Origin of the sequence: Pseudomonas sp. NFPP24 (assembly GCF_900112095.1) — a bacterium.
GTDB lineage: Bacteria > Pseudomonadota > Gammaproteobacteria > Pseudomonadales > Pseudomonadaceae > Aquipseudomonas > Aquipseudomonas extremorientalis.
In genome coordinates this window covers 734596-759138 of the sequence record NZ_FOKD01000001.1, presented here as the reverse complement: position 1 = coordinate 759138, position 24543 = coordinate 734596, and the positions used below count along the sequence as shown (strand labels likewise).

Genomic DNA, 24543 nt, shown 5'->3' with positions numbered 1-24543 from the left:
ATGACGACAGTTTCGTGCGATGTACAACAGACCCTGTGGCGAGCGGGCTTGCCCCGCGTTGGGCTGCGCAGCAGCCCCATTAAACCCACCGCGCTCTGCCTGATCGAGCGCGGCGCCTGGTTTTAGGGCCGCTACGCAGCCCAACGCGGGGCAAGCCCGCTCGCCACAATCAGCAAACACACAACAACAGTGTTGGGTTACTTGGCCGCCCAGGAATTGAAGCGCTGCTCCAGCTGCTCGCCGTTATCCGCCCAGAAGCTCACATCGATCTGCACCTGGTTGGCGATGTTTTCCGGGGTGGTCGGCATGTCCTTGAGGATGTCCTTGGCCAGCAACGGCACGGCTTGGGTGTTGGCCGGGCCGTAGGCGATGTTTTCCGAGTAGGTCTTCTGCTGCTGAGGCTGTACTGAGAAAGCGATGAATTTCTTCGCCACTTCGGCACGGTCCTTGGCCAGGCCTTTAGGGATGGCCCAGGCGTCGAAGTCGTAGATGCCGCCGTTCCACACCACTTTGAGGTTGCTTTCTTTCTGTACGGCGGCGATGCGGCCGTTGTAGGCCGAACTCATCACGACGTCACCGGAAGCGAGGTACTGCGGCGGCTGTGCGCCGGCTTCCCACCACTGGATCGACGGCTTGAGTTCATCGAGTTTCTTGAATGCACGGTCCTGGCCATCTTTGCCGGCCAGCACTTTGTACACGTCTTTCGGCGCCACACCGTCGGCCATCAAGGCGAACTCCAGGGTGTACTTGGCGCCTTTACGCAGGCCGCGCTTGCCCGGGAATTTCTTGGTGTCCCAGAAATCTGCCCAACTGGTGGGGGCGGAGGTGAGTTTGTCGGCGTTGTAGGCGAGCACGGTCGACCACACGAAGAAACCCACGCCACATGGCTGGATGGCGCCCTTCACATAGTCGGCGGTGTTGCCGAACAGTTTCGGGTCCAGCGGCTCGAACATGTCTTCGTCACAGCCACGGGAGAGTTCCGGCGATTCCACTTCCACCAGGTCCCAGGACACGCTCTTGGTGTCGACCATGGCTTTCACCTTGGCCATTTCACCGTTGTACTCGCCGGCGACGATCTTGCCATTGCCCGCGCTTTCCCAAGGTGCGTAGAACGCCTTGACCTGGGCCGCCTTGTTCGCGCCACCGAAGGACACGACCGTCAGGTCCGGGCCTGCCATGGCCTGGGTTGCGCCGATCAAGCCAATGGCCAGCGCCGAATACTTAAGGGATCTCAACATTGTTGTTCTCTCCACGTGCAGGGTTGGTGAAGCCAGGGGGCGATCAATTCGCCTCTAGAAGTGGGTCGAGTGCGCGAACGTGCTCGACTTGCCAGCCAATCGGTACCACGTCGCCGACCGCCAGGGCTGGGTCCAGCTCGGCAATCGGTTGTTTCACAAAAAAATCGGTCTTGCCGCAGACTTCCAGGCGCACGCGCACGTGGTCGCCCAGGTAGATGAATTCCGCCACCCGCCCCGAGAAACGGTTGACGCAGCTCTCGCTGGAACCATTGAGGCTGACGCGCTCCGGGCGCACCGACAGGGTCACCGGGCCACCGACCTGGCCGACATTCACCGCCAGTGCCTCGACCTTCTCGCCCCGTGCCAGCTCCACCACGCAGCGCTCGCCGGTGTGGCTGTGCAGGCGACCATTGAGGCGGTTGTTCTCACCGATGAAGTTGGCGACAAAGGTGTTCTTCGGTTCTTCGTACAAGGTGCGCGGCGCGGCGATCTGCTGGATCTCGCCTTGATGGAATACCGCCACGCGGTCAGACATGGTCAGCGCTTCGCCCTGGTCATGGGTCACGTACACCACAGTCACGCCGAGGCGCTGGTGCAGGTGCTTGATCTCCATCTGCATGTGTTCGCGCAGTTGCTTGTCGAGGGCGCCGAGGGGTTCGTCCATCAGCACCAATTGCGGTTCGAACACCAGCGCCCGGGCCAGCGCCACGCGCTGCTGCTGGCCGCCGGAGAGTTGTGCCGGGTAACGTTGGGCGAAGGCATCGAGCTGGACCATGCTCAACACGCGTTTGACCCGCTCGCTGATATCGGTCTTGCTCAAGCCCCGCACCGACAGCGGGAACGCCAGGTTCTCGGCGACGGTCATGTGCGGGAACAAGGCGTAGTTCTGGAACACCATGCCGATGTCGCGCTTGTGCGGTGGCACGTTGTTGATGGACCGCCCGGCCAGCTGGATTTCGCCGGCGGTCGGCGTCTCGAAGCCGGCGAGCATCATCAGGCTGGTGGTCTTGCCCGAACCGGAAGGCCCGAGCAGGGTGAGGAACTCGCCCTTGCGAATCTCCAGGTTGAGGTCTTTGACGATCAGGTTCTCGCCGTCGTAGCTCTTCTGCACGCCACGAAAGCTGACCAGCACATCATTTGAATCCACCTCGCTCATACCCGCACCTTTTTGTTTTGGACTGCTGTGGAACAAGCGTAGTCCAGGCGCCAGCCCCCGGAAATCGGGGGCCAGGAGAGAATTGCATCGGTCGGGTGGAAGGTTGGGGGTAGGGATTGCCCTACAGGGATGGCGCGTACGGGACAGCACAGCCGCAAGGGGCGAGCTGCAAGCGGCAAGAATGGGTTTGACGGTGTTTTGGGAGTGTCGTTATTAGATACGTCGCTAGAGGAGCTTGTGCTCCATGGCGTACTTCACCAGTTCAGCCAGTGAGGTGATATTGAGCTTTTGCATCAACCGCGCCTTGTGCGTGCTGATGGTCTTGCTGCTCAGCGCCAGCTGCTGGGCGATGTCGTTGACGTTGGCACCCTGGGCCAGGCGTTCGAACACCGAGAATTCGCGCTCGGAAAGCAACGAATGCAGCGGTCGGGTATCGGTGAGGCCGACTTCGAAGACCATGCGGTCGGCCAGGTCCGGGTCGATGTAGCGCCCGCCGGCCGCCACCTTGCGGATCGCCGTGAGCAACAGCGCCGGGTCACTGTCCTTGGTGGCATACCCGGCGGCGCCAACCTTCAAGGCGCGGGCGGCCATTTGCGCTTCGTCGTGCATCGACAACACCAGGATGGCCGGCGGATTGTTCAGCGCACGGATGCGCGCAATCGCTTCCAGGCCGTTGACGCCGGGCATCGAGATGTCCAGCAACACCACCTCGCACGGCACGTGACGCAAGGTCTCCAGCAACTGCTCGCCATTGCCGGCCTCACCCACCACCAGCAGGTCCTTGGCCAGGCCGATCAACTGCTTGATGCCTTCACGAACAATGGTGTGGTCTTCGGCTACCAGTACACGGATCACAGGCGCTTCCTCTTGGTGTTATGCATCCAACGGCACCGTGACGCTCAGGGTGGTGCCCTCCCCCAACTCGCTGTCCAGACTCAATTGCCCGCCCATGATCAGCACTCGCTCGCGCATGCCTACCAGACCGAATGATACCGGACGGCCCTGGGCCTGGACGAAACCGACGCCGTCATCACTGATGGTCAGCCGCAGATGCGTGCCTTCCACTGCCAGGGTCAGTTCGACAGTATGCGCCTGGGCATGGCGCATCACATTGGTCAGCGCCTCCTGCAGGATGCGGAACAGGCCGATGGCCTTGGCATCGCTCAAGGTCGGCAGGTTATCCGGCACCTGGACCAGGCAAGGGATGTGCGTGCGCGCCTCAAAACGCCGCGCCTGCCATTCGATGGCTGAGGCAATGCCGGCATCCAGAATCGGCGGGCGCAGCGCGGTCGCCACATCGCGTACCAATTGGAATAACTGGGCGATCAGGCGCTTCATGCTGTTCAAGCGCTCGTGCAAACCGGGGTCGAGTTGCGCATAGGCCAGCTCGCACATCGAGGTTTCGAGCTTGAGCACCGTAAGCATCTGCCCGAGCTCGTCGTGCACTTCACGGGCGATACGGGCCTTTTCTTCCTCGCGCACGGTTTCCAGGTGGGCAGAGAGTTCGCGCAGCTGCGCTTCACTTTGCAGCAACGCGGCCAACGTCCGGCGCAATTCGGTGACGTCGTTGAGGTAGACCACCAGGTACTCGGCCTCGGCAAACCGCAGAAAACTCAAGGACACATTGGTCGGCAGGATGCTGCCATCGGCACGTCGGCAATCGGTGGCAAAGTTCTGCGGGCCGTCTTCGCTGGCCCGCGCGCGTTTCCACAGGTTGAGCCAGCGGTCCATATCCAGGCTTGGATCCAGGTCAGCCAATGGCCGCTCGATCAGTGCACCGGGGCTATAGCCGAGCATAGTTTCGGCGGCACGGTTGGCGTAGCGCACATGGCTGTCCCAGTTGACCCACAAGATGCCCACGGTGCTCTGATCGATGGAAAACTGCGTCAGGCGCAAGGCTTCGGCCCCGGCGGCGCGGGCGGCGCTTTCTTCGCGGGCGGCCAATAACCCATGCTCGAGCACCCGTTGCTGGCGGCGCTGCCAGAACACGACAACCAGGCTGGCGAGCAAAAACAGGCCCAGCAACAGGCTGAGGTTTTGCCACAGGCCTGGGGTTTCCGTCAGGCGTGGGTACTTGGGTTGCAGCCAGCGGCTATGCAATTGGTCCAGGTCGCGGGCGGGGATGGCGCGCAAGGCGCTTTCCATGATGCCGGCCAGCTCCGGCCACTCCCGGCGCGTGGCCACCCGCAACAACTGTGGCAGGCCGATATCCCCCACTACCGCCAACCCGGCGAACTCCGCCTCGCCGGACAAGCGACTCAATTGCGCCTCGTCCACCACCGCATAGCGTGCCTGCTGGCTCACCAGTAGCTGCAGGGCCTGGCGCTCCATCGGCACGCCTTGCAGGTTGAGGCCGGGATAGGTGCTGCGCAGGTAGTCCGCCACGGCGCTGGGCATGCGCACGGCAACGCGGGATTGCTCATCGAGTTTCTCCAACTCCACAGCGCCGCCGCCCTCGCGGATGCCGACAATGTGCTGCGGCACACGCATGTAAGGGTCGGTGAACAACCACAGGCGTAAACCGGCCGGGGTTTGTTGCAGGCCGGGGGCGATGTCCACTTCGCCCTCGCGCACAGCGGCTTCCAGTTGCTCCTGGTTGGGGAAGTTGCGCCAGGTCAGCTCGATGTTCAGTGCCTTGGCCAACCACTGCATCAACTCGACGTTCGCCCCGGACAATCGCTGCAAACGCCGGTCGTATTGCGCATACGGCGCCTGCAATACCAGGCCCACCCGCAGTTCCGGGTGCTGGGCCAGCCACTCGCGTTGCTGCACATTGAGCTGCGCCTGGGGAGTGGCGGGCGCAGGGGCGGCATTTGCGATCAAGGCAAGGCAGCAACAGCCGATAACCAGCAGACAGCGAAAAACCATGATTGACGTCTCACATCACTGACAAATACTGACCAACCCATTAGGCTGCCGGAATCACTTCTGGCCGGGAATTTACGATGCCCTTTGTTCACCGTTCGGCACTGCCAGCATTGTGCCTGTCGCTACTTATTACCAGTGCCTTTTCCGTGCAGGCCGCTGACGCCCCCGCACCGGCCGCCGAAAAACCGGTCGAGCGCCAGCCTTTACCCGAGCGTAGCCAGGAGGAAGCCAGTGCACTGGAGCGCAAAATCCCGCAACAGGAACAGCAACAATTGCAGGCCGGCAGCGATTCATTCCTGGCCCTGTGGAAACCGGCCAACAGCGCCGAGCCCGAAGGTGTGGTGATTATCGTACCGGGCGCCGGCGAAAGTGCTGACTGGCCGCAAGCAATCAGCCCGTTGCGGCACAAATTGCCGGATGCCAATTGGGGCTCCCTCAGCCTGTCGCTGCCGGATGTGAGCGTGGACACGCTGCCACCACGTGTGATGGAAGCGCCCAAGGCTACCGTCGACACCAGCAGCAAGGAAGCGAGCACCGCCGACAAACCTATCGAACAAGCCGCCAGCGCCGAAGCCGAAGGCACCGACCCGGCCGTGGTGCCTGGCGCCGATGAACAGGACAAGACCGACGCTTCGCGCATTTTCGCGCGCATCGACGCCGCAGTGGCCTTCGCCCAGACCCAGAGCGCACGCAGCGTGGTGCTGCTCGGCCATGGCACCGGCGCCTGGTGGGCCGCACGTTATTTGAGCGAGAAGCAGCCGTCCCAGGTGCAGAAGTTCGTCATGGTCGCGGCGCAGACGCCCACCGGTCGTCACCCGGATGTGCAACAACTGGCCCCCGGCCTGAAGTTGCCGACCGCCGATGTGTTCTATCAAGACAGCGCTCAATCACGCAAAAACGCACTGGCCCGTGCCCAGGCGGCCAAGCGTTTGAAGAATGATGGCTATAAGCAGGTGTCGTTGAAAGCCTTGCCCGGCAACAGTGATGCCGGGCAGGAGCAGTTGTATCGCAGGGTTCGCGGCTGGTTGAGCCCGCAGGCCAGCGTCGACTGAAACCTAGCGGAAATCCCGGCGCTCGCGAATCAACGTATAGGCGTTGTGCAATTCACGGGTACGCTCGGTCGCCTCACGCACCTGCGCGGCGCTGGCACCCGTGCCGGCAATCTTGTCCGGGTGATGGCGACTGAGCAGGCGGCGATAAGCACGCTTGATTGCCGATGGCTCGGTGGTGGCCGTCACCCCCAGCAAGCGCAACGCCTCCTGATAAGTGATGCCGCGACTGACCAATGGCCTGTGCTCAGGCTTGAAGTCAGCGGCCAATGCCTGGAGCTGTTGTGGCGTCCAGCCCAGCCATTTGCCCCACAGGTCGATCAGGTCGCGTTCGGCGTCATCCGCCTTGCCATCGGCCCACGCCATACGCCAGCACGCGCGCAACACACCTTCGGCGGCGTGGGGCTGGGCCTTGAGCACACGCAGGTAGCTGCGCATCCGGTCAGCGCCGGACTTGCCGCGATTGAACGCCGCTATCGCACGGCGCTGGGCCGACTCGGTCATGTCCAGCGAACGCATCTCCTGACGCGCCTGCTGGATATGCCCATCCACCACACGCCCATTGCTCTTGGCCAGGCGCCCCAGCAACACAAACAACAACTCGTCATTGCGCAACGCCGGGCGCCCGCCCAGGCGCTCGCGCAATTGGGCCCAACTGCGCAGTTGCAGGCGGCGGTCCAGCGCCTGCCCCAACAGTGCGCCCAACATGGCCCCCGGAATACTGGCAATGGCAAAGCCAGCCCCCGCGCCGATCAGCGTCCCTGGCCACAGCATGCTACTGCCCCGCTGCCAGCAGGGTTTCGACCTGCGCCAGGCGCTCCAGCGTGCCGACATCAATCCAGCGTCCCGCCATGTGTTCCCCCGTTACCAGACCTTTGGCCATGGCTGCCCGCAACAGCGGCGCCAGCTTGAAGGCACCCGCGCTGCACCCCGCGAACAGCCTGGGGTCGAGCACGGAAATGCCACTGAAGGTCAGGTTATCGGCACCGGCCGCCGCATCATGAAGCAAACCCTGATCCAGGTAGAAATCGCCACCCGAAGGGTGATGCGCCGGGTTATCGACCATCACCAGATGGGCCAGGCCCTTGAGCGGTTGCTTGAGCCGGGTGAAGTCGTAATCGGTCCAGATGTCGCCGTTGACCACCAGGAACGGTTCGTCGCCCAGCAACGGCAGCGCCTGGAAAATCCCGCCGCCGGTTTCCAGCGGTTCGCCTTCGGCTGAGTAACGGATGCGCACGCCAAACTGTGCACCATCCCCCAGGTAACTCTCGATCTGTTGGCCGAGCCAGGCGTGATTGATCACGATATCGGTGAAGCCCGCCTTGGCCAGAGCCTCCAGGTGATACTCGATCAGGCGCTTGCCACCGGCCTGCACCAGCGGCTTGGGCGTATGCAAGGTGAGTGGCCGCATCCGCTCACCTTTGCCGGCCGCCAGGATCATCGCCTTCATACGCTTGCCTCGGTGGGCTGGCGCAAGCTGGCGAGCAATTCACCCAGTTCGCTCAGCTCAGGGCGGTCGGCGAGCACCGCTTCTATATACGCAAAGAAGCGCGGCACATCGGCCAGGTAACGTGGCTTGCCGTCGCGATGGCAGATCCGCGCGAAGATGCCGATGACCTTGAGGTGGCGCTGCACGCCCATCAGGTCGCTGGCACGCAGGAAGTCTTCGAAGTCCGCCTGCACCGGGATGCCCAGTTTCGCGGCACGCTCCCAATAGCCGCGCTGCCAGTCCCGCACGCGGGCCTTGGGCCAACTGAGGAACGCGTCCTTGAACAGGCACGTGATGTCATAGGTGACCGGCCCGTAGACCGCATCCTGGAAATCCAGCACGCCCGGGTTCGGCTCGCTGATCATCAGGTTGCGCGGCATATAGTCGCGGTGCACCAGCACGTTCGGCTGCGCGAGGGCGCTGTCGATCAGGTGGTCACTGACGCGCTGCCAAAGCGCTTGTTGCTGTGTATCCAACTCGATACCCAGGTGCCGGCGGACGTACCACTCGGGAAACAATTCCAGCTCGCGGCGCAGCAAGGCGACGTCATAGCTGGGCAGCGGCGCGTCCATCGGCAACTGCTGGAAAGCCAGCAAGGCGTCGATGGCATCGGCAAACAAGTGATCGGCGTTTTTGTCGTCAATCACGTCCAGGTAGGTTTTTCTGCCCAGGTCATTGAGCAAAAGAAAGCCTCGGGGCAAATCTTCTGCATAAATTTTTGGAACATTTATGCCCGACTTCGCCAGCAAATGAGCGATATCGACGAAAGGTTTGCAGTTTTCCTGGGGGGGTGGAGCGTCCATTACGACAAAGGTCCGCCCCCCCCCTTCCCAACGGAAGTAGCGCCTGAAACTCGCGTCGCTGCTGGCCGCGGTCAATATGGCCGGGGGGACGGCGCCCCAGCCTTGAGTGTTGAAAAGGATCGGCAACTGCTCTTCCAGCCAGGCTTCCAGCTGTTGTAAACGTAGATCTTGCTCGGGCATTACAAGGGTCTCCGACGGCGCTAGCCGTCAAGCGGGGCATGCTTTATTATCACGCATCTTTTTCAGACCATCGAGAGGCGTGCGGCCCAAACCGCGGGCAGATGGCACGCAGGAAGCCCGGACTAATAAGATGGCATTGAAATCCCCCGCGTTTCGTAGAAAATTTCCGTTGCTGGTAACCGGCAGTCTGCTGGCCCTGCAACCCTTCGCCACCTCATTCGTGGTCGCCGCGGAACAGTATGACTGCTCAGTCTCTGCTTCGGGTGCCTGGGATTGCGCGCCAAAAACCGCCGCAACCCCACTACCACCACGCCCGGTGCATGACGGTGCAGCCGTCAGCTCCGCCAACAGCACGGCGCAGGCCGATGCTGGCGGCAACGCCGAGGCCGAGCCCAAGACCGCTCTGGTCACCGAAGCCAAGGGCCGTGGCCTGCGTTCGCGCAGCGCCGACTACAGCCACCTGGACTGGGTGCCCCGCGACAAGCTGACCGCAGCACAGTTGGCCGAAACCGGCCCTTACTGCGGCGGTGCGTACATCGAGCCGACGCGTCCTGGCATGAACGACAAGACGAACAAGAGCGATGCGCCCACCTTCATCGGTGCCAAGGCCTCTCGTTACGAGCAGGAACAACAGGTGGCAACCCTGGCCGGTGACGTCGTCATGCGCCAGGGCAGCATGCAACTGGAATCCGAGGAAGCCAGCCTGTACCAGGCCGAGAACCGTGGCGAGCTGAACGGCAACGTTCGTTTACGCGACAACGGCGCATTGATCGTGGGCGATCACGCCGAAGTCCAACTGGACACTGGCGCCGCCCAGATCGACAACGCCGAATATGTGATGCACAAATCGCGTATCCGCGGTAACGCGCTGTACGCCAAGCGTGCCGAGAACGCGATCATCCGTCTCAAGGACGGTACGTACACCACCTGCGAGCCAGACAGCAACGCCTGGCAGCTCAAGGGCAACAACATCACGTTGAACCCGGCCACCGGTTTCGGTACGGCCACCAACGCGACGTTGCGGGTCAAGAACATTCCGATCCTGTACACCCCCTACATCTATTTCCCGATCGACGACCGTCGTCAGTCCGGCTTCCTGCCACCGAGCTTCAGCACCGGCAGCGAAACCGGCTTTACCTTGGTCACGCCGTACTACTTCAACCTGGCGCCGAACTACGACGCCACGTTGTACCCGCAGTACATGACCAAGCGTGGCTTGTTGATGGAAGGCGAATTCCGCTACCTCACCAAGTCCAGCGAAGGCCAGTTCGGCGGCGCGTACCTGAACGACGACAGCGACGAGCGGAAAAAGCAGACCGATTACGAAAAAACCCGCTACATGCTCAACTGGCAACACAAGGGCGGGCTGGACTCGCGTGTACTGACCCAGGTCGACTACACCAAGATCAGCGATCCTTACTACTTCCAGGACCTCAAGTCCTATCAGGAAGGCGTCGAGAGCCGCGACTACATCAACCAGCAGGGTTCGGTGACTTATCGCGGCGACAGCTTCCAGGCTCGCTTGAACCTGCAGGCCTACCAGTTGGCAACGATTTCCCAGGTCACTCCGTATGACCGCCTGCCGCAGATCACCTTCAACGGCACGCTGCCGTACCATCCAGGTGGCCTTAACTTCAGCTACGAGACCGAAGCCGTGCGTTTCGATCGCGATCTGGAGAACGGCAACTTTATCAATGAGAACGGTGACTCAGAAGCCCGCCTGGACACCTACGTCCGCGGCCTGACCCGTGCCAACGGCACGCGCCTGAACGTAGCCCCAGCCGTCGAATACCCGATGAACTGGACCTACGGCTTCATCACGCCGAAGCTCAAGTACGTGTACACCAAGTATGACTTGGACCTAGACAACATCGGCAAGAACCAGATCATTGCCGACCAGGCCGCAGCAGCCAGGAACGGTACCCAGTACGCCGGTGGTACGTTCAAAAGCTCCCAGGACCGTGCGGTTCCGATTGCTAGCGTCGACAGCGGCCTGTATTTCGACCGCAACACCAACTGGTTCGGCAAAGAGTATCGCCAGACCCTTGAGCCGCGTGCGTTCTACCTGTACGTACCGAACAAGGACCAGGCTGATATCCCGGTCTTCGACACCAGCGAGTACTCGTTCAGCTACGCGTCGCTGTTCCGCGATAACCGCTTCAGCGGCACCGACCGCATCGGCGACGAAAACAAGCTGTCCCTGGGCTTGACCAGCCGCTGGATCGAAGAGAACGGCTTCGAGCGTCAGCGCGTATCCGTCGGCCAGGCCGTGTACTTCAAGGACCGTGAAGTTCAACTTCCAGGTATCCTGGCGGCGGACCGTGCCGACGCACAGTCCGACGTTTCGCCGGTTGCCCTGGACTACGAGTTCCGCTTCAACCGTGACTGGCGCGCCACTGCCGACTACAACTGGGACACCGAGGAACACAGCCCTCGTTCCGGTAGCGCGATGCTGCACTACCAGCCGGAAGACAACCCGAACAAGATCATCAACGTCGGTTATCGCTATCGCAATGACCAGGTCGTCTACAACCAGCTGACCGGCAAATGGCAGTTTGGTGGTGACTACGGGCAGCCAGGTGATCCGAACTTCGTGAAGGATTACTACAAGATCCAGCAACACGACTTCTCGATGATGTGGCCGATCATTCCACAATGGAACCTGATCACTCGCTGGCAGTACGACTACGCCCGCAACCGTACCCTGGAAGCCTTCGGTGGTTTCGAGTACGACAACTGCTGCTGGAAACTGCGCGTCATCAACCGTTACTGGGTTTCCAACGACGAATACAGCCAGATCGCCCCGCTTAACGAAAAGGGTGACCACGGGCTCTTCTTCCAGATCGTCCTCAAAGGACTCGGCGGCCTGACCGGCGCCAAGGTAGAGAGCTTCCTCGACAAAGGCATTGAAGGTTATCGTGAACGTGAAGACCAAGCTTTCTGATTGTCTGCGCCCGCTAGTGCTGGGCGCGCTGTTCCTGGGTGCCGCATCGGTGCACGCTGCGGTTCAAGAACTGGATAAGGTCGTGGCCATCGTCGATAACGACGTGATCATGCAGAGCCAACTGGACCAGCGCGTCAAGGAAGTCCAGCAAACCATCGCCAAGCGTGGCGGTGGCGTGCCGCCGACCAGTGTCCTGGACCAGCAGGTACTGGAACGCCTGATCGTCGAGAACCTGCAACTGCAGATCGGCGATCGTTCCGGCATCCGTATTTCAGACGAAGAACTGAACCAGGCAGTCGGCACCATTGCCCAGCGCAACAACATGAGCATCGATCAATTCCGCGCGGCCCTGGCCCACGATGGCCTTTCGTATGACGACGCCCGTGACCAGATCCGCCGTGAAATGATCATCAGCCGTGTGCGTCAGCGCCGTGTTGCCGAGCGGGTCCAGGTATCCGAACAGGAAGTGAAGAACTTCCTGGCATCGGACCTCGGCAAGATGCAACTCTCCGAAGAACTGCACCTGGCCAATATCCTGATCCCGACACCGGACAGCGCCAACTCCGAGCAGCTCAATGCCGCCGCCGCCAAGACCCAGGCTATCTATGATCGCCTCAAGGCCGGTGCTGATTTCGCCCAGATGGCCATTGCCCAATCCGGTAGCGACAACGCCCTCGAGGGCGGCGACATGGGCTGGCGTAAAGCCGCTCAGTTGCCACCTCCGTTCGACCGTGAACTGAGCGCCATGGCCGTGGGTGATATCACCAAACCAGCCCGCACCCCAGGTGGTTTCATCATCCTGAAGTTGCTGGAGCGTCGCGGTGGCGAGACCTCGCTTAAAGACGAAGTGCATGTTCGTCATATCCTGGTCAAACCAAGCGAAATCCGCACCGAAGCGCAAACCAAGGAACTGGCCCAGAAGATCTACGACCGCATCGAAAGCGGTGAAGACTTCGCCACCCTGGCCAAGAGTTTCTCGGAAGACCCGGGTTCTGCCCTCAACGGCGGCGACCTGAACTGGATCGACCCGAAAGCCCTGGTGCCGGAGTTCCAGCAGGTGATGGCCGATACGCCGCAGGGCGTGTTGTCCAAGCCGTTCAAGACCCAATATGGCTGGCATGTGCTGGAAGTCCTTGGCCGTCGCGCCACCGACAACACCAGCCAGGCCCGCGAGCAACAAGCGCTGAACGTACTGCGTAACCGCAAATACGATGAAGAACTGCAAACCTGGCTGCGTCAGATCCGTGACGAAGCCTACGTTGAAATCAAGCTACCAGGCGCCCAGACAGGCACCGACCAGGCAGTGCAGTGAAACCCCAGCGTTTCGCGGTGACACCCGGCGAGCCGGCCGGCATTGGTCCTGACCTGTGCCTGCTGCTCGCCTCGCAACCCCAGCCACACCCCCTGATCGCCATTACCAGCCGTGACCTGCTCCTTGAGCGGGCCGCGCAGCTGGGTGTGGCAGTCACTTTGCTGGACGTGGCGCCGGGCAACTGGCCGGACCTGCCCGCCCCCGCCGGCAGCCTGTATGTGTGGGACACCCCACTGCAGGCCAAAGTCGTCGCCGGGCAACTGGACAAGGCCAACGCAGCGTTCGTGCTCGAAACCCTGACCCGCGCCGGGCAAGGCTGCATCGATGGCGACTTCGCCGGCATGATCACCGCCCCCGTGCACAAGGGCGTGATCAACGAATCCGGCATCGCCTTTTCCGGCCACACCGAATTCCTTGCCGAACTGACCCACACTGAGCAAGTGGTGATGATGCTGGCCACGCGCGGCCTGCGGGTCGCCCTGGTGACCACGCACCTGCCACTGCGCGACATTGCCGATGCCATCACCGTCGAGCGACTGGAGCGGGTGACACGCATCCTGCACGCCGACCTGCAACAGAAATTCGGCATCGCCCAACCGCGCATCCTGGTCTGTGGGCTTAACCCCCACGCCGGTGAAGGCGGCCACTTGGGCCACGAAGAAATCGACACCATCGAACCCACCCTGGAGCGTCTGCGCCAAGAAGGCATGGACCTGCACGGCCCGCTGCCTGCGGACACTCTGTTTACCCCCAAATATCTGGAGCACTGCGATGCAGTGCTGGCGATGTACCACGACCAGGGACTGCCGGTGCTTAAATACAAAGGCTTCGGCGCCGCCGTCAACGTGACATTGGGCCTGCCGATCATCCGCACCTCCGTCGACCATGGCACCGCCCTGGACCTGGCGGGCAGCGGCAGGATCGATACCGGTAGCCTGCACGTGGCCCTGGAAACCGCCTATCAGATGGCCGAGACCCGTATATGACTGAGCATTACCAACACCGGGCGCGCAAGCGCTTCGGGCAAAACTTCCTGCACGACGCTGGCGTGATCGATCGCATCCTGCGCTCCATCCATGCCAAGCCCGAAGACCGTCTGCTGGAAATCGGCCCGGGCCAGGGCGCTCTGACCCAAGGCCTGCTGGCCAGCGGCGGCCAACTGGATGTGGTGGAGTTGGACAAGGACCTGATCCCGATTCTCAACCAGCAGTTCGCCGGCAAGCCCAACTTCAACCTGCATCAGGGCGATGCGCTGAAGTTCGACTTCAACACTCTCAACGCCGCACCCAACAGCCTGCGCGTGGTGGGTAACCTGCCGTATAACATCTCTACGCCGCTGATTTTCCACCTGCTGAACAACGCCGGGATCATCCGCGACATGCACTTCATGCTGCAAAAGGAAGTGGTCGAACGCCTCGCGGCAGGCCCTGGCGGTGGTGATTGGGGCCGCCTGTCGATCATGGTTCAGTACCACTGCCGCGTCGAACACCTGTTCAACGTCGGTCCGGGTGCCTTCAACCCGCCGCCGAAGGTCGATTCGGCGATTGTGCGCCTGGTGCCCCACGCGGTACTGCCGCACCCGGCCAAGGACCATCGCCTGCTGGAACGCGTCGTACGCGAAGCGTTCAACCAGCGCCGCAAGACCCTGCGCAACACGCTCAAGGCCTTGCTGAGCAATGCCGAGATCGAAGCTGCCGGTGTCGATGGCAGCCTGCGTCCCGAGCAACTGGACCTGGCCGCGTTCGTACGCCTGGCCGACCAGTTGGCCATCCAGCCTGCGCCCGCAGCGCAATAGAGCATCCCGGGGATAGGCCAGACAGCATGTCTGGCCTAGTGCCCACCTCTTGGCCTAGACTGACCCGCATCTGCTGTCCTCTGCTTTTAAGGCCTCTTGCATGTCCGATCCTCGCTACCAGATCGACGTCAGCGTCGTCACCCGCTTCCTGGCGGACCAATCGCAACCTGAACAGAACCGCTTCGCCTTTGCCTACACCATCACGGTCAAGAACAACGGGCTGGTACCGGCCAAGTTGCTGTCACGCCACTGGGTGATCACCGACGGTGACGGCCAGGTCGAAGAAGTGCGCGGCGCAGGCGTGGTCGGCCAGCAGCCGCTGATCGACAGCGGCGCCAGCCACACCTACAGCAGCGGCACGGTGATGACCTCCAAGGTCGGCACCATGCAAGGCTCGTATCAAATGAAGGCCACCGACGGCCAACTGTTCGACGCCATCATCGCGCCGTTCCGTCTTGCCGTGCCGGGAGCCCTGCACTGATGACGACGTATGCGGTCGGCGACCTGCAAGGTTGCCTGAAGCCGCTCAAGTGCCTGCTTGAGCGCGTAGCCTTCGATCCGGCAAGTGACCGCCTGTGGTTGGTCGGTGACCTGGTCAATCGCGGCCCGCAGTCCCTGGAGACGCTGCGCTACTTATATAGCCTGCGCAATTCCCTGGTGTGCGTATTGGGCAACCACGACCTGCACCTGCTGGCGGCCGGCAACAACATCGAGCGCCTGAAAAAGGGCGATACCTTGCGGGAAATCCTCGAAGCGCCCGATCGCGCCGCGTTGCTCGACTGGTTGCGCCGCCAGAAAATCATGCATTACGACGAAGGCCGTAACGTGGCCCTGGTCCATGCAGGCATCCCGCCCCAATGGTCATTGAAGAAAGCACTCAAGTGCGCCGCTGAAGTCGAGAGCGCCCTGGCCGATGACAATCTGTACACCGCCTACCTCGACGGGATGTATGGCAACGAGCCGGTGAAGTGGGACAACGACCTGACCGGCGTCGCACGCCTGCGGGTCATCACCAACTACTTCACGCGCATGCGCTTCTGCACCGCCGAGGGCAAGCTGGATCTCAAGAGCAAGGAAGGCGCCGACACCGGGCTTCCCGGCTATAAGCCTTGGTTCGCCCACAAAGAACGCAAGACCCGTGACACCAGGATCATTTTCGGTCACTGGGCTGCACTTGAAGGCAAGTGCGATGAGCCTGGCGTATTCGCCCTCGACACCGGTTGCGTGTGGGGCGGCGCCATGACGCTGATGAGCGTCGACACCGGCGAGCGTTATAGCTGCCAGTGCGAATCCCCCCCGCCCGTTACATTGCCGGCCACCGCCAGGCCCTAGGAGCCATCCATGAGCGAATTCAAACGTATCCCTCCCGAACAAGCCCAGGCCCTGCGCGAGCAAGGTGCCGTGGTGGTCGATATCCGCGACCAGCCGACCTACAACGCCGCGCACATCACCGGTGCCAGGCATCTGGACAACGTCAACATCGCCGACTTCATCCGCGCCGCAGACCTTGACGCACCGGTAATCGTGGCCTGCTACCACGGCAACTCCAGCCAGAGCGCGGCGGCCTACCTGATCAGCCAGGGCTTCTCCGACGTCTACAGCCTGGACGGCGGCTTTGAGCTGTGGCGTACGACCTATCCTGCGGAAATTTCCTCGGGCGATTCGCAATAATTTTTTTCACACCCCGCTACCCCGCGTGACGCTTGGGCTTGCGCCGTTTCTGACGAACGGCGCAGCCAAACTAATTGCGCATCGCGCCTTGACCTCTCCGATTCCGAACTATCCTTAAGCGCAGGCCATCCGAATCAGGGGAGAGCCGGTACACCGGCGTGCGGGTCATCGGTAGCGTTTCAGGGTGTTCTGGGGGGAAAACAGCCATTGGCGTCTGCCAATGTCTGCCAGCATCGACTGATTGATCCGGCGTCGGCTCCACGTATCGAGCGAGGTGACGACGTCATGAGTATTTTTAGCCACTTCAAAAACCGCTTCGAATCCACACAGCAGGAAGAACTCACGCTGCAAGAGTATCTCGAGCTGTGCAAACAGGATCGCAGCACCTATGCGTCTGCCGCCGAACGTTTGCTGCTGGCGATAGGCGAGCCGCAACTGATAGACACCTCGAACAATTCGCGGCTGTCGCGAATATTCTCCAACAAGGTGATCCGTCGCTACCCGGCCTTTGAAGACTTCCATGGGATGGAAGAATGCATCGACCAGATCGTCTCCTACTTCCGCCATGCCGCCCAAGGCCTGGAAGAGAAGAAACAGATCCTCTACCTGCTCGGCCCCGTCGGCGGCGGCAAGTCGTCCCTGGCCGAGAAGCTCAAACAACTGATCGAGAAGGTGCCCTTCTACGCCATCAAGGGCTCGCCGGTCTTCGAGTCGCCCCTGGGCCTGTTCAACGCCACGGAAGATGGCGCGATCCTCGAAGAAGACTTCGGCATCCCGCGCCGCTACCTCAACACCATCATGTCGCCCTGGGCCACCAAGCGCCTGGCCGAGTTCGGCGGTGACATCAGCCAGTTCCGCGTGGTCAAGCTCTACCCGTCCATCCTCAATCAGATCGGCGTGGCCAAGACCGAACCGGGCGATGAGAACAACCAGGACATCTCGGCCCTCGTGGGTAAGGTCGATATCCGCAAACTCGAGGAATTCCCGCAGAACGACGCCGATGCCTACAGCTATTCTGGCGCACTGTGCCGGGCCAACCAGGGCCTGATGGAGTTCGTGGAGATGTTCAAGGCACCGATCAAGGTGCTGCACCCACTGCTTACCGCCACCCAGGAAGGCAACTACAACAGTACCGAAGGCCTCGGGGCGATTCCGTTTACCGGGATCCTGCTGGCCCACTCCAACGAATCGGAGTGGCACACCTTCCGCAACAACAAGAACAACGAAGCCTTCATCGACCGGATCTATATCGTCAAGGTGCCTTACTGCCTGCGGGTCAGCGATGAAATCAAGATCTACGACAAACTGCTGTTCAACAGTTCCCTGTCCAAGGCGCATTGCGCACCCGACACCTTGAAGATGCTTGCCCAGTTCACCGTGCTGTCACGCCTCAAGGAGCCGGAAAACTCGAATATTTACTCGAAGATGCGCGTGTACGACGGCGAAAACCTCAAGGACACCGACCCCAAGGCCAAGTCGATACAGGAGTATCGCGACACGGCCGGTGTGGATGAGGGCATGAACGGCCTGTCGACGCGCTTTGCGTTCAAGATCCTGTCCAAGGTCTTCAACTTCGACCCTCACGAAATTGCCGCCAACCCGGTGCACTTGCTCTATGTGCTGGAACAGCAGATCGAACAGGAGCAATTCCAGGCGGAAACCCGCGAACGCTACCTGCGCTTCCTCAAGGAATACCTGGCGCCGCGCTACATCGAGTTCATCGGCAAGGAAATCCAGACTGCGTACCTGGAGTCCTACAGCGAGTACGGCCAGAACATCTTCGACCGCTACGTGCTGTACGCCGACTTCTGGATCCAGGACCAGGAATACCGCGACCCGGAAACCGGCGAGATCCTCAACCGCGTCGCCCTCAACGAGGAACTGGAAAAGATCGAAAAACCCGCCGGCATCAGCAATCCGAAGGATTTCCGCAACGAAATCGTCAACTTCGTGCTGCGCGCCCGCGCCAACAACAATGGCAAGAACCCGACCTGGCTCAGCTACGAGAAGCTGCGGGTGGTCATCGAGAAGAAAATGTTCTCCAACACCGAGGACTTGCTGCCGGTCATCAGCTTCAACGCCAAGGCCAGCAAGGAGGATCAGCAAAAACACAACGACTTCGTCACACGAATGGTCGAGCGCGGCTACACCGACAAACAGGTACGGCTGCTGTCCGAGTGGTACCTGCGGGTGCGCAAATCGCAGTAAGGCAGCGACAGGCGTGCGCTGCCGGGCTTCTGGCCTGGCAGCCGACCGCTTGTCTCTAAGCTTCCAGCTCGCCGCTTGAAGCTTGTAACGTGAAGCTGCCCGGAGGGCTCCCCATGAGCTATGTGATCGACCGACGCCTCAATGGCAAGAACAAGAGCACGGTAAACCGCCAGCGTTTCCTGCGGCGTTACCGTGACCACATCAAAAAGGCCGTCGAAGAGGCCGTCAGTCGCCGCTCCATCACGGACATGGAGCATGGCGAACAAATCAGCATTCCCGGACGGGACATTGACGAACCGGTGCTGCACCACGGCCGGGGCGGTAAACAGACCGTCGTGCACCCCGGCAACAAGGAGTTCACCACCGGCGAGCATATCCAGCGTCCCCAAGGGGGTGGCGGCGGCAAAGGTCCGGGCAAGGCGGGCAACTCCGGCGAAGGCATGGACGAGTTCGTGTTCCAGATCACCCAGGAAGAATTCCTCGAATTCATGTTCGAGGACCTGGAACTGCCCAACCTGGTCAAGCGCAACCTGACCGGTACCGACACCTTCAAGACCGTACGCGCGGGTATCAGCAACGAGGGCAACCCCTCGCGCATCAACATCATCCGCACCCTGCGCTCGGCCCATGCCCGGCGTATCGCACTGTCGGGCAGCAGCCGCGCCAAACTGAAGGAGGCCAAGGAAGAGTTGGCGCGCTTGAAGCGTGAAGAACCGGACAACTTCGGCGATATCCAGCAAATAGAAGCAGAAATCGAGAAACTCAGCGCGCGCATTCACCGCGTGCCGTTCCTCGATACCTTTGACTTGAAATACAACCTGCTGGTCAAGCAACCCAACCCCAGCTCCAAGGCCGTGATGTTCTGCCTGATGGACGTGTCCGGCTCCATGACCCAGGCCACCAAGGACATCGCCAAGCGCTTCTTCATCCTGCTGTATCTGTTCCTCAAGCGGAACTACGACAAGATCGACGTGGTATTTATCCGCCATCACACCAGCGCCCGGGAAGTCGACGAAGAGGAGTTCTTTTACTCACGGGAAACCGGCGGCACCATCGTCTCCAGCGCCTTGAAGCTGATGCAGGAGATCATGGCCGAGCGCTACCCGGCCAATGAGTGGAACATCTACGCCGCGCAAGCCTCGGACGGTGACAACTGGAACGACGATTCGCCCATCTGCCGCGACATCCTGATCAACCAGATCATGCCGTTCGTGCAGTACTACACGTATGTCGAAATTACCCCCCGTGAGCATCAGGCGCTGTGGTTCGAATACGAGCGCATCGGCGAAGCCTTCGCCGACACGTTCGCCCAGCAGCAACTGGTCTCGGCCGGCGATATCTACCCGGTCTTCCGTGAACTCTTCCAGCGCAGGTTAGTGACATGACCGCCAAAAAAGAGCAAAAACGCCAACCCATCTCCACGGGGTCAGAGTGGACCTTCGAACTGATCCAGGCATATGACCGGGAAATCAGCCGTATCGCCGCGGGGTATGCCCTGGACACCTACCCCAACCAGATCGAAGTGATTACCGCCGAACAGATGATGGATGCCTACGCCTCGGTGGGCATGCCGCTGGGCTATCACCATTGGTCCTACGGCAAGCACTTCCTCAGCACCGAAAAGTCCTACACCCGCGGCCAGATGGGCCTGGCCTACGAGATCGTGATCAACTCCGACCCGTGCATCGCCTACCTGATGGAAGAAAACACCATCTGCATGCAGGCACTGGTGGTGGCCCACGCCTGCTACGGGCATAACAGCTTCTTCAAGGGCAACTACCTGTTCCGCACCTGGACCGACGCCAGTTCGATCATCGATTACCTGGTGTTTGCCAAGCAGTACATCATGCAGTGCGAGGAGCGCCACGGCATCGATGCGGTAGAGGACCTGCTCGACTCCTGCCACGCGCTGATGAACTACGGTGTCGACCGCTACAAGCGCCCCTACCCGATTTCCGCCGAGGAAGAACGCCTGCGCCAGAAGGAGCGCGAAGAACACCTGCAGAAGCAGATCAATGACCTGTGGCGCACCATTCCCAAAAAGACAGGAAAAAACAGCGACAAGGATAATGTACGCTTCCCCGCCGAACCTCAGGAAAACATCCTGTACTTCCTGGAAAAACACGCGCCGTTGCTGGAGCCCTGGCAGCGGGAAATCGTGCGTATTGTGCGCAAGATCGCGCAGTATTTTTATCCACAGCGCCAGACCCAGGTGATGAACGAAGGCTGGGCCACGTTCTGGCACTACACACTGATGAATGACCTGTACGACGAAGGCCTGGTCACCGACGGCTTCATGATGGAATTCCTCACCTCCCACACCAGCGTGGTCTTCCAACCCGGCTTCGACAGCCCTTACTACAATGGCATCAACCCTTATGCGCTGGGCTTTGCGATGTACCGCGATATCCGCCGCATGTGCGAGCACCCCACCGAAGAAGACCGCCGCTGGTTCCCGGAAATCGCCGGCAGCGACTGGCTCTCCACCATCAAGTTCGCCATGAGCAGCTTCAAGGACGAGAGTTTTATCCTGCAGTACCTGTCACCTCAGGTGATCCGCGACCTCAAGCTGTTCAGCATCCTCGACGACGACCTCAAGGATGACCTGGTGGTGCCGGCCATCCACGATGAGCCTGGCTATCGCACCATCCGTGAAACCCTGGCGGCGCAGTACAACCTGGGCAACCGCGAGCCCAACGTGCAGATCTACAGTATCGACGTGCGCGGCGACCGCTCGCTGACCCTGCGGCACCAGCAGCACGATCGCAAACCTTTGGGGGAATCCACCGAGGAAGTACTCAAGCATCTGCATCGGCTGTGGGGCTTCGATATTCACCTGGAAACCCTGCAAGGCGATCAGGTGATGAAGACCCACCATGTGCCACCGCGCAGCGATCACAACGACAACGACTACGGTCGCCTGGACCTGGCTGTCGTTCATCTCTGAAACAGCAAAGCCTCCATTGGTCAGGCACAGGCGGTATCCTGTGCCGCTAACGGAGGCTTTTTCATGAAAACCTATAAAGTCGGCGGTGCGGTACGGGATCGCCTCTTGGGCATCCCGGTCACCGATATTGACCGCGTCGTGGTGGGCGCGACTGCCGAAGAGATGCTCGCCAAGGGCTATAAGCCGGTGGGCGCAGACTTCCCAGTGTTCCTCGATCCAACGAACGGCGACGAGTACGCCCTCGCCCGCACCGAACGCAAGAGTGGCCGGGGTTACGGCGGCTTTGTGTTTCACGCGAGCCCCGAAGTGACGCTGGAAGAAGACCTGATCCGTCGCGACCTGACCATCAACGCCATGGCGCAAGACGATGACGGTAACTTGATCGACCCTTATCACGGCCAACGCGATCTTCAAGAGCGCATTCTGCGCCACGTTTCCCCGGCGTTCGCCGAAGACCCCCTGCGCGTACTGCGAGTGGCACGATTTGCTGCACGTTATGCGCCCCTGGGGTTCACCGTCGCGCCGGAAACACTGGAGCTGATGCGCCAACTCAGCGAATCCGGCGAACTGGAAGCCCTGACGCCGGAGCGCAGCTGGAAAGAAATCTCCCGGGCGCTGATGGAAGATCAACCTCAGGTGTTTATTCAGGTGCTGCGTGACTGCCAGGCCCTGAAAACCTTGATGCCCGAAGTCGATGCACTGTTCGGCGTGCCACAACCCGAAGCCCATCACCCGGAAATCGACACCGGCGTGCACACCCTCAGCGTGCTAGAACAAGCCGCCTTGCATCAACAGCCACTGACTGTGCGCTGGGCCTGCCTGCTCCACGACCTGGGCAAGGGTACGACGCCTGTGGATAAGTTGCCGCAGCACATCGCCCACGAACACCGGGGCTTGAAGCTGATCAAGGCGGTCAACGAACGCTTCAAGGTGCCGAGGGATTGCCAGGAATTAGCACTGCTGGTGGGCCAATATCACACCCACGGCCATCGCGCTCTGGAGCTGAAGGCCTCGACATTGCTGGAGTTGCTGCAAAGCTTCGACGTGTACCGGCGGCCACAGCGCTTTGAAGAGTTCGTGGTCGCCTGCGAGATGGACGCCCGAGGCCGCAAGGGCCTGGAGCAAAGAAGTTATCCACAGGCGGATTATTTGCGCGGAGCGGCAAAAGCAGCTCGCGAGGTTGCGGTGGCCCCCTTGCTGGAGAAAGGCTTCAAAGGCCCGGAGCTGGGTGAGGCGCTCAAGCGCGAACGGCTCAAGGCACTAAAAACCTACAAGGAACAACACGCCCTCATTTAGGAGTGAGCTTGCTCGCGAAGAACGTCAACGATAACGCAGCGCTCTCCGGTTTTTCGCGAGCAAGCCCGGCTCCTACAGGAGAGCGCCCGGCGTCAGTTGTCGGCCCTGCCATTCAAACGCGACAGGCGCCAGCACTTGGTCGATCTGCGTATCGCGCCACAAATCGGCCAGCGTCTTGCCCACCTCAGGATGCACGCGTTCCGGCGCCATCAGCGATAGCGGCCACAACACAAAGGCGTTTTTCAGGATTTCCGCACGCGGCAAAACCAAACCATCGAAATTGCCCACCAGATCGCCATACAACAACACGTCGATATCCAACGGCAGCCCTTTGCGGTCCGGCGCATAACGACCGTTGTCGGCCTCGATGAATTTCAACCGGCGGTCCAGTTCCATCAACGGCAGATCGGTATACGCCGACACCACCAGATTGAAGAACGGCCCACTCTTGATGCCCACCGGCTGGCTTTCGAACACCGCAGAGCAACGCATATCGGTCAAGAAACTCGCCAGCGCATCCAAGCCGGCGCACAGGTGAGACTCGCGCTCGATATTGCTGCCTAGGCCAAGGTAAACCTGAGTTAGCGACATCCGCGCTCGATCTCCACGCCCACGCCTTTGGCAGCCGGCACGGCACCAGGCTTGGTCAGCTTGAGGTGCAGCCAGGGAATCTGGAATTCATTCATCAACACTTGCGCGAGGCGTTCGGCAAAGGTTTCCACCAGTTGGTACTGGGATTGCTCGGCAAAGGCCTGGATGCGCGCGGACACGCTGGCGTAATCCAGCGCAAGGGTCAGGTCGTCACCGGCCGCGGCCGGGCGGTTGTCCCAGGCAAAGCTCAGGTCCAGGCGCAGGCATTGGCGGATTCCGCGCTCCCAGTCGTAGGCCCCGATGACGGTATCGACTTCCAGGCCTTCGATAAACACTCTGTCCAAGCACTCTTCTCCGCAGCACGACAAGGGCGCGATGCCCCGTTAGAATCAGGGCGTCCTCGCCCGGAATAGTTAGCATGTTTTGGTCACTGGCGATCTTCGCCTACCTGCTCGGCTCGCTGTCCTTCGCCATTTTGCTCAGCCGCCTGACGGGAACCCCCGATCCGCGAATGAGTGGCTCAGGCAATGCCGGCGCCACCAATATGTTGCGCCTGGCCGGCAAGAAACTCGCCGTACTGACGCTACTGGGCGACCTGTGCAAGGGCTTGTTGCCCGTGCTGATCGCCAGCCTAGCCGGCCTGCCCCTGCAACAACAGGCCTGGATCGGCGTCTGCGCGGTCCTGGGCCATCTGTTTCCCCTGTACTTCCGCTTTCGTGGCGGCAAAGGCGTCGCCACGGCGGCCGGCATGTTGCTGGGGATCTACCCACCCGCAGCGTTACTGGCTGTACTCGCCTGGCTGTTGACGTTCTACCTGACCCGCACCAGCTCACTCGCCGCACTGATCGCCACCCCGCTCACCCTGCCGCTACTGGCCTGGCAAGAACCGGCGGCGCTGCTGCCGATGAGCGTGCTGACACTGCTGATCGTCTGGCGCCACCGTGGCAATTTACGCGACCTGTTTGCCGGGCGCGAACGGCATTTTTAAATACCGTC

At 61.1% G+C, this 24543-nt stretch carries 22 protein-coding genes; 13 read left to right on the top strand and 9 right to left on the bottom strand.

What is annotated here, in order from left to right; translation table 11 throughout:
- Window positions 1-197: 197 nt before the first annotated feature.
- The 4 genes from BM026_RS03485 to BM026_RS03470 form a co-directional block, all read right to left on the bottom strand.
- Complete coding sequence (locus BM026_RS03485; protein WP_093527340.1) at window positions 198-1238, bottom strand: ABC transporter substrate-binding protein; 1041 nt, start codon at window positions 1236-1238, stop codon at window positions 198-200.
- A 43-nt stretch (window positions 1239-1281) separates the two neighbouring features.
- A complete protein-coding gene (locus tag BM026_RS03480; RefSeq protein ID WP_058424775.1) occupies window positions 1282-2394 on the bottom strand; it encodes an ABC transporter ATP-binding protein in 1113 nt (370 codons plus the stop codon).
- Between the two features lie 225 nt (window positions 2395-2619).
- Window positions 2620-3249: a response regulator gene (locus BM026_RS03475; RefSeq protein ID WP_071490227.1), complete on the bottom strand. Its 630-nt coding sequence runs from the start codon at window positions 3247-3249 to the stop codon at window positions 2620-2622.
- Between the two features lie 18 nt (window positions 3250-3267).
- Window positions 3268-5262 carry a PAS domain-containing sensor histidine kinase gene (locus BM026_RS03470; protein WP_093527338.1) on the bottom strand — a complete coding sequence of 665 codons (1995 nt, stop codon included), beginning with the start codon at window positions 5260-5262 and terminating at the stop codon, window positions 3268-3270.
- Between the two features lie 77 nt (window positions 5263-5339).
- Between BM026_RS03470 and BM026_RS03465 the strand changes: the two genes are divergently transcribed.
- Window positions 5340-6314, top strand: coding sequence for an alpha/beta hydrolase family protein (locus tag BM026_RS03465; RefSeq protein WP_093120867.1), 975 nt, complete (start codon window positions 5340-5342; stop codon window positions 6312-6314).
- Window positions 6315-6317: 3 nt separating this feature from the next.
- Here the strand turns inward: BM026_RS03465 and BM026_RS03460 are convergent, their stop codons facing one another.
- From BM026_RS03460 to BM026_RS03450, 3 genes are read right to left on the bottom strand one after another with little or no spacing between them, the layout of a single operon-like run.
- Window positions 6318-7085: a TerB family tellurite resistance protein gene (locus tag BM026_RS03460; protein WP_093120864.1), complete on the bottom strand. Its 768-nt coding sequence runs from the start codon at window positions 7083-7085 to the stop codon at window positions 6318-6320.
- Between the two features lies 1 nt (window position 7086).
- Window positions 7087-7761, bottom strand: a complete 675-nt coding sequence (murU, locus tag BM026_RS03455) for an N-acetylmuramate alpha-1-phosphate uridylyltransferase MurU (protein WP_071490231.1) — start codon at window positions 7759-7761, stop codon at window positions 7087-7089.
- The gene (locus BM026_RS03450) at window positions 7758-8783 is read right to left on the bottom strand and encodes an aminoglycoside phosphotransferase family protein (RefSeq protein WP_093120861.1); all 1026 of its coding nucleotides are present in this window, start codon (window positions 8781-8783) and stop codon (window positions 7758-7760) included. The genes murU and BM026_RS03450 overlap by 4 nt, the downstream gene beginning before the upstream one ends.
- Window positions 8784-8913: 130 nt before the next feature.
- On the opposite strand from BM026_RS03450, the gene BM026_RS03445 reads away from it, so the two are divergent.
- From BM026_RS03445 to BM026_RS03395, 11 genes are all read left to right on the top strand, one after another.
- Complete coding sequence (locus BM026_RS03445) at window positions 8914-11727, top strand: LPS-assembly protein LptD (RefSeq protein WP_093514174.1); 2814 nt, start codon at window positions 8914-8916, stop codon at window positions 11725-11727.
- Window positions 11702-13039: a peptidylprolyl isomerase gene (locus BM026_RS03440; RefSeq protein ID WP_092242312.1), complete on the top strand. Its 1338-nt coding sequence runs from the start codon at window positions 11702-11704 to the stop codon at window positions 13037-13039. Before BM026_RS03445 ends, BM026_RS03440 begins: the two co-directional genes overlap by 26 nt.
- Window positions 13036-14025 carry a 4-hydroxythreonine-4-phosphate dehydrogenase PdxA gene (gene pdxA / locus BM026_RS03435; protein ID WP_093527336.1) on the top strand — a complete coding sequence of 330 codons (990 nt, stop codon included), beginning with the start codon at window positions 13036-13038 and terminating at the stop codon, window positions 14023-14025. The genes BM026_RS03440 and pdxA overlap by 4 nt, the downstream gene beginning before the upstream one ends.
- A complete protein-coding gene (gene rsmA, locus BM026_RS03430; protein WP_071490236.1) occupies window positions 14022-14834 on the top strand; it encodes a 16S rRNA (adenine(1518)-N(6)/adenine(1519)-N(6))-dimethyltransferase RsmA in 813 nt (270 codons plus the stop codon). Before pdxA ends, rsmA begins: the two co-directional genes overlap by 4 nt.
- A 100-nt stretch (window positions 14835-14934) precedes the next feature.
- Entirely contained in the window at window positions 14935-15315 is a 381-nt protein-coding gene (apaG, locus tag BM026_RS03425; protein ID WP_010206973.1) for a Co2+/Mg2+ efflux protein ApaG, read from the top strand.
- Window positions 15315-16166: a symmetrical bis(5'-nucleosyl)-tetraphosphatase gene (locus BM026_RS03420; protein ID WP_093527334.1), complete on the top strand. Its 852-nt coding sequence runs from the start codon at window positions 15315-15317 to the stop codon at window positions 16164-16166. Before apaG ends, BM026_RS03420 begins: the two co-directional genes overlap by 1 nt.
- Window positions 16167-16175: 9 nt before the next feature.
- Complete coding sequence (glpE, locus tag BM026_RS03415; protein ID WP_092242303.1) at window positions 16176-16505, top strand: thiosulfate sulfurtransferase GlpE; 330 nt, start codon at window positions 16176-16178, stop codon at window positions 16503-16505.
- A gap of 285 nt (window positions 16506-16790) precedes the next feature.
- Complete coding sequence (locus tag BM026_RS03410) at window positions 16791-18713, top strand: PrkA family serine protein kinase (RefSeq protein ID WP_071490239.1); 1923 nt, start codon at window positions 16791-16793, stop codon at window positions 18711-18713.
- 113 nt (window positions 18714-18826) lie between these two features.
- Entirely contained in the window at window positions 18827-20098 is a 1272-nt protein-coding gene (locus tag BM026_RS03405) for a YeaH/YhbH family protein (protein ID WP_017138057.1), read from the top strand.
- Window positions 20095-21660 carry a SpoVR family protein gene (locus tag BM026_RS03400; protein WP_092242300.1) on the top strand — a complete coding sequence of 522 codons (1566 nt, stop codon included), beginning with the start codon at window positions 20095-20097 and terminating at the stop codon, window positions 21658-21660. The genes BM026_RS03405 and BM026_RS03400 overlap by 4 nt, the downstream gene beginning before the upstream one ends.
- 63 nt (window positions 21661-21723) lie before the next feature.
- Window positions 21724-22956, top strand: a complete 1233-nt coding sequence (locus BM026_RS03395) for a multifunctional CCA addition/repair protein (protein ID WP_093527332.1) — start codon at window positions 21724-21726, stop codon at window positions 22954-22956.
- Window positions 22957-23028: 72 nt separating this feature from the next.
- On the opposite strand, the gene folK is transcribed toward BM026_RS03395, so the two are convergent.
- Window positions 23029-23547 (bottom strand): 2-amino-4-hydroxy-6-hydroxymethyldihydropteridine diphosphokinase, encoded by a 519-nt coding sequence (gene folK / locus BM026_RS03390; protein ID WP_071490242.1) that lies wholly within the window; start codon window positions 23545-23547, stop codon window positions 23029-23031.
- Window positions 23538-23891: a dihydroneopterin aldolase gene (gene folB / locus BM026_RS03385; protein ID WP_071490243.1), complete on the bottom strand. Its 354-nt coding sequence runs from the start codon at window positions 23889-23891 to the stop codon at window positions 23538-23540. The genes folK and folB overlap by 10 nt, the downstream gene beginning before the upstream one ends.
- 74 nt (window positions 23892-23965) lie before the next feature.
- On the opposite strand from folB, the gene plsY reads away from it, so the two are divergent.
- Window positions 23966-24535, top strand: coding sequence for a glycerol-3-phosphate 1-O-acyltransferase PlsY (gene plsY / locus BM026_RS03380; protein ID WP_092242293.1), 570 nt, complete (start codon window positions 23966-23968; stop codon window positions 24533-24535).
- Window positions 24536-24543 lie beyond the last annotated feature (8 nt).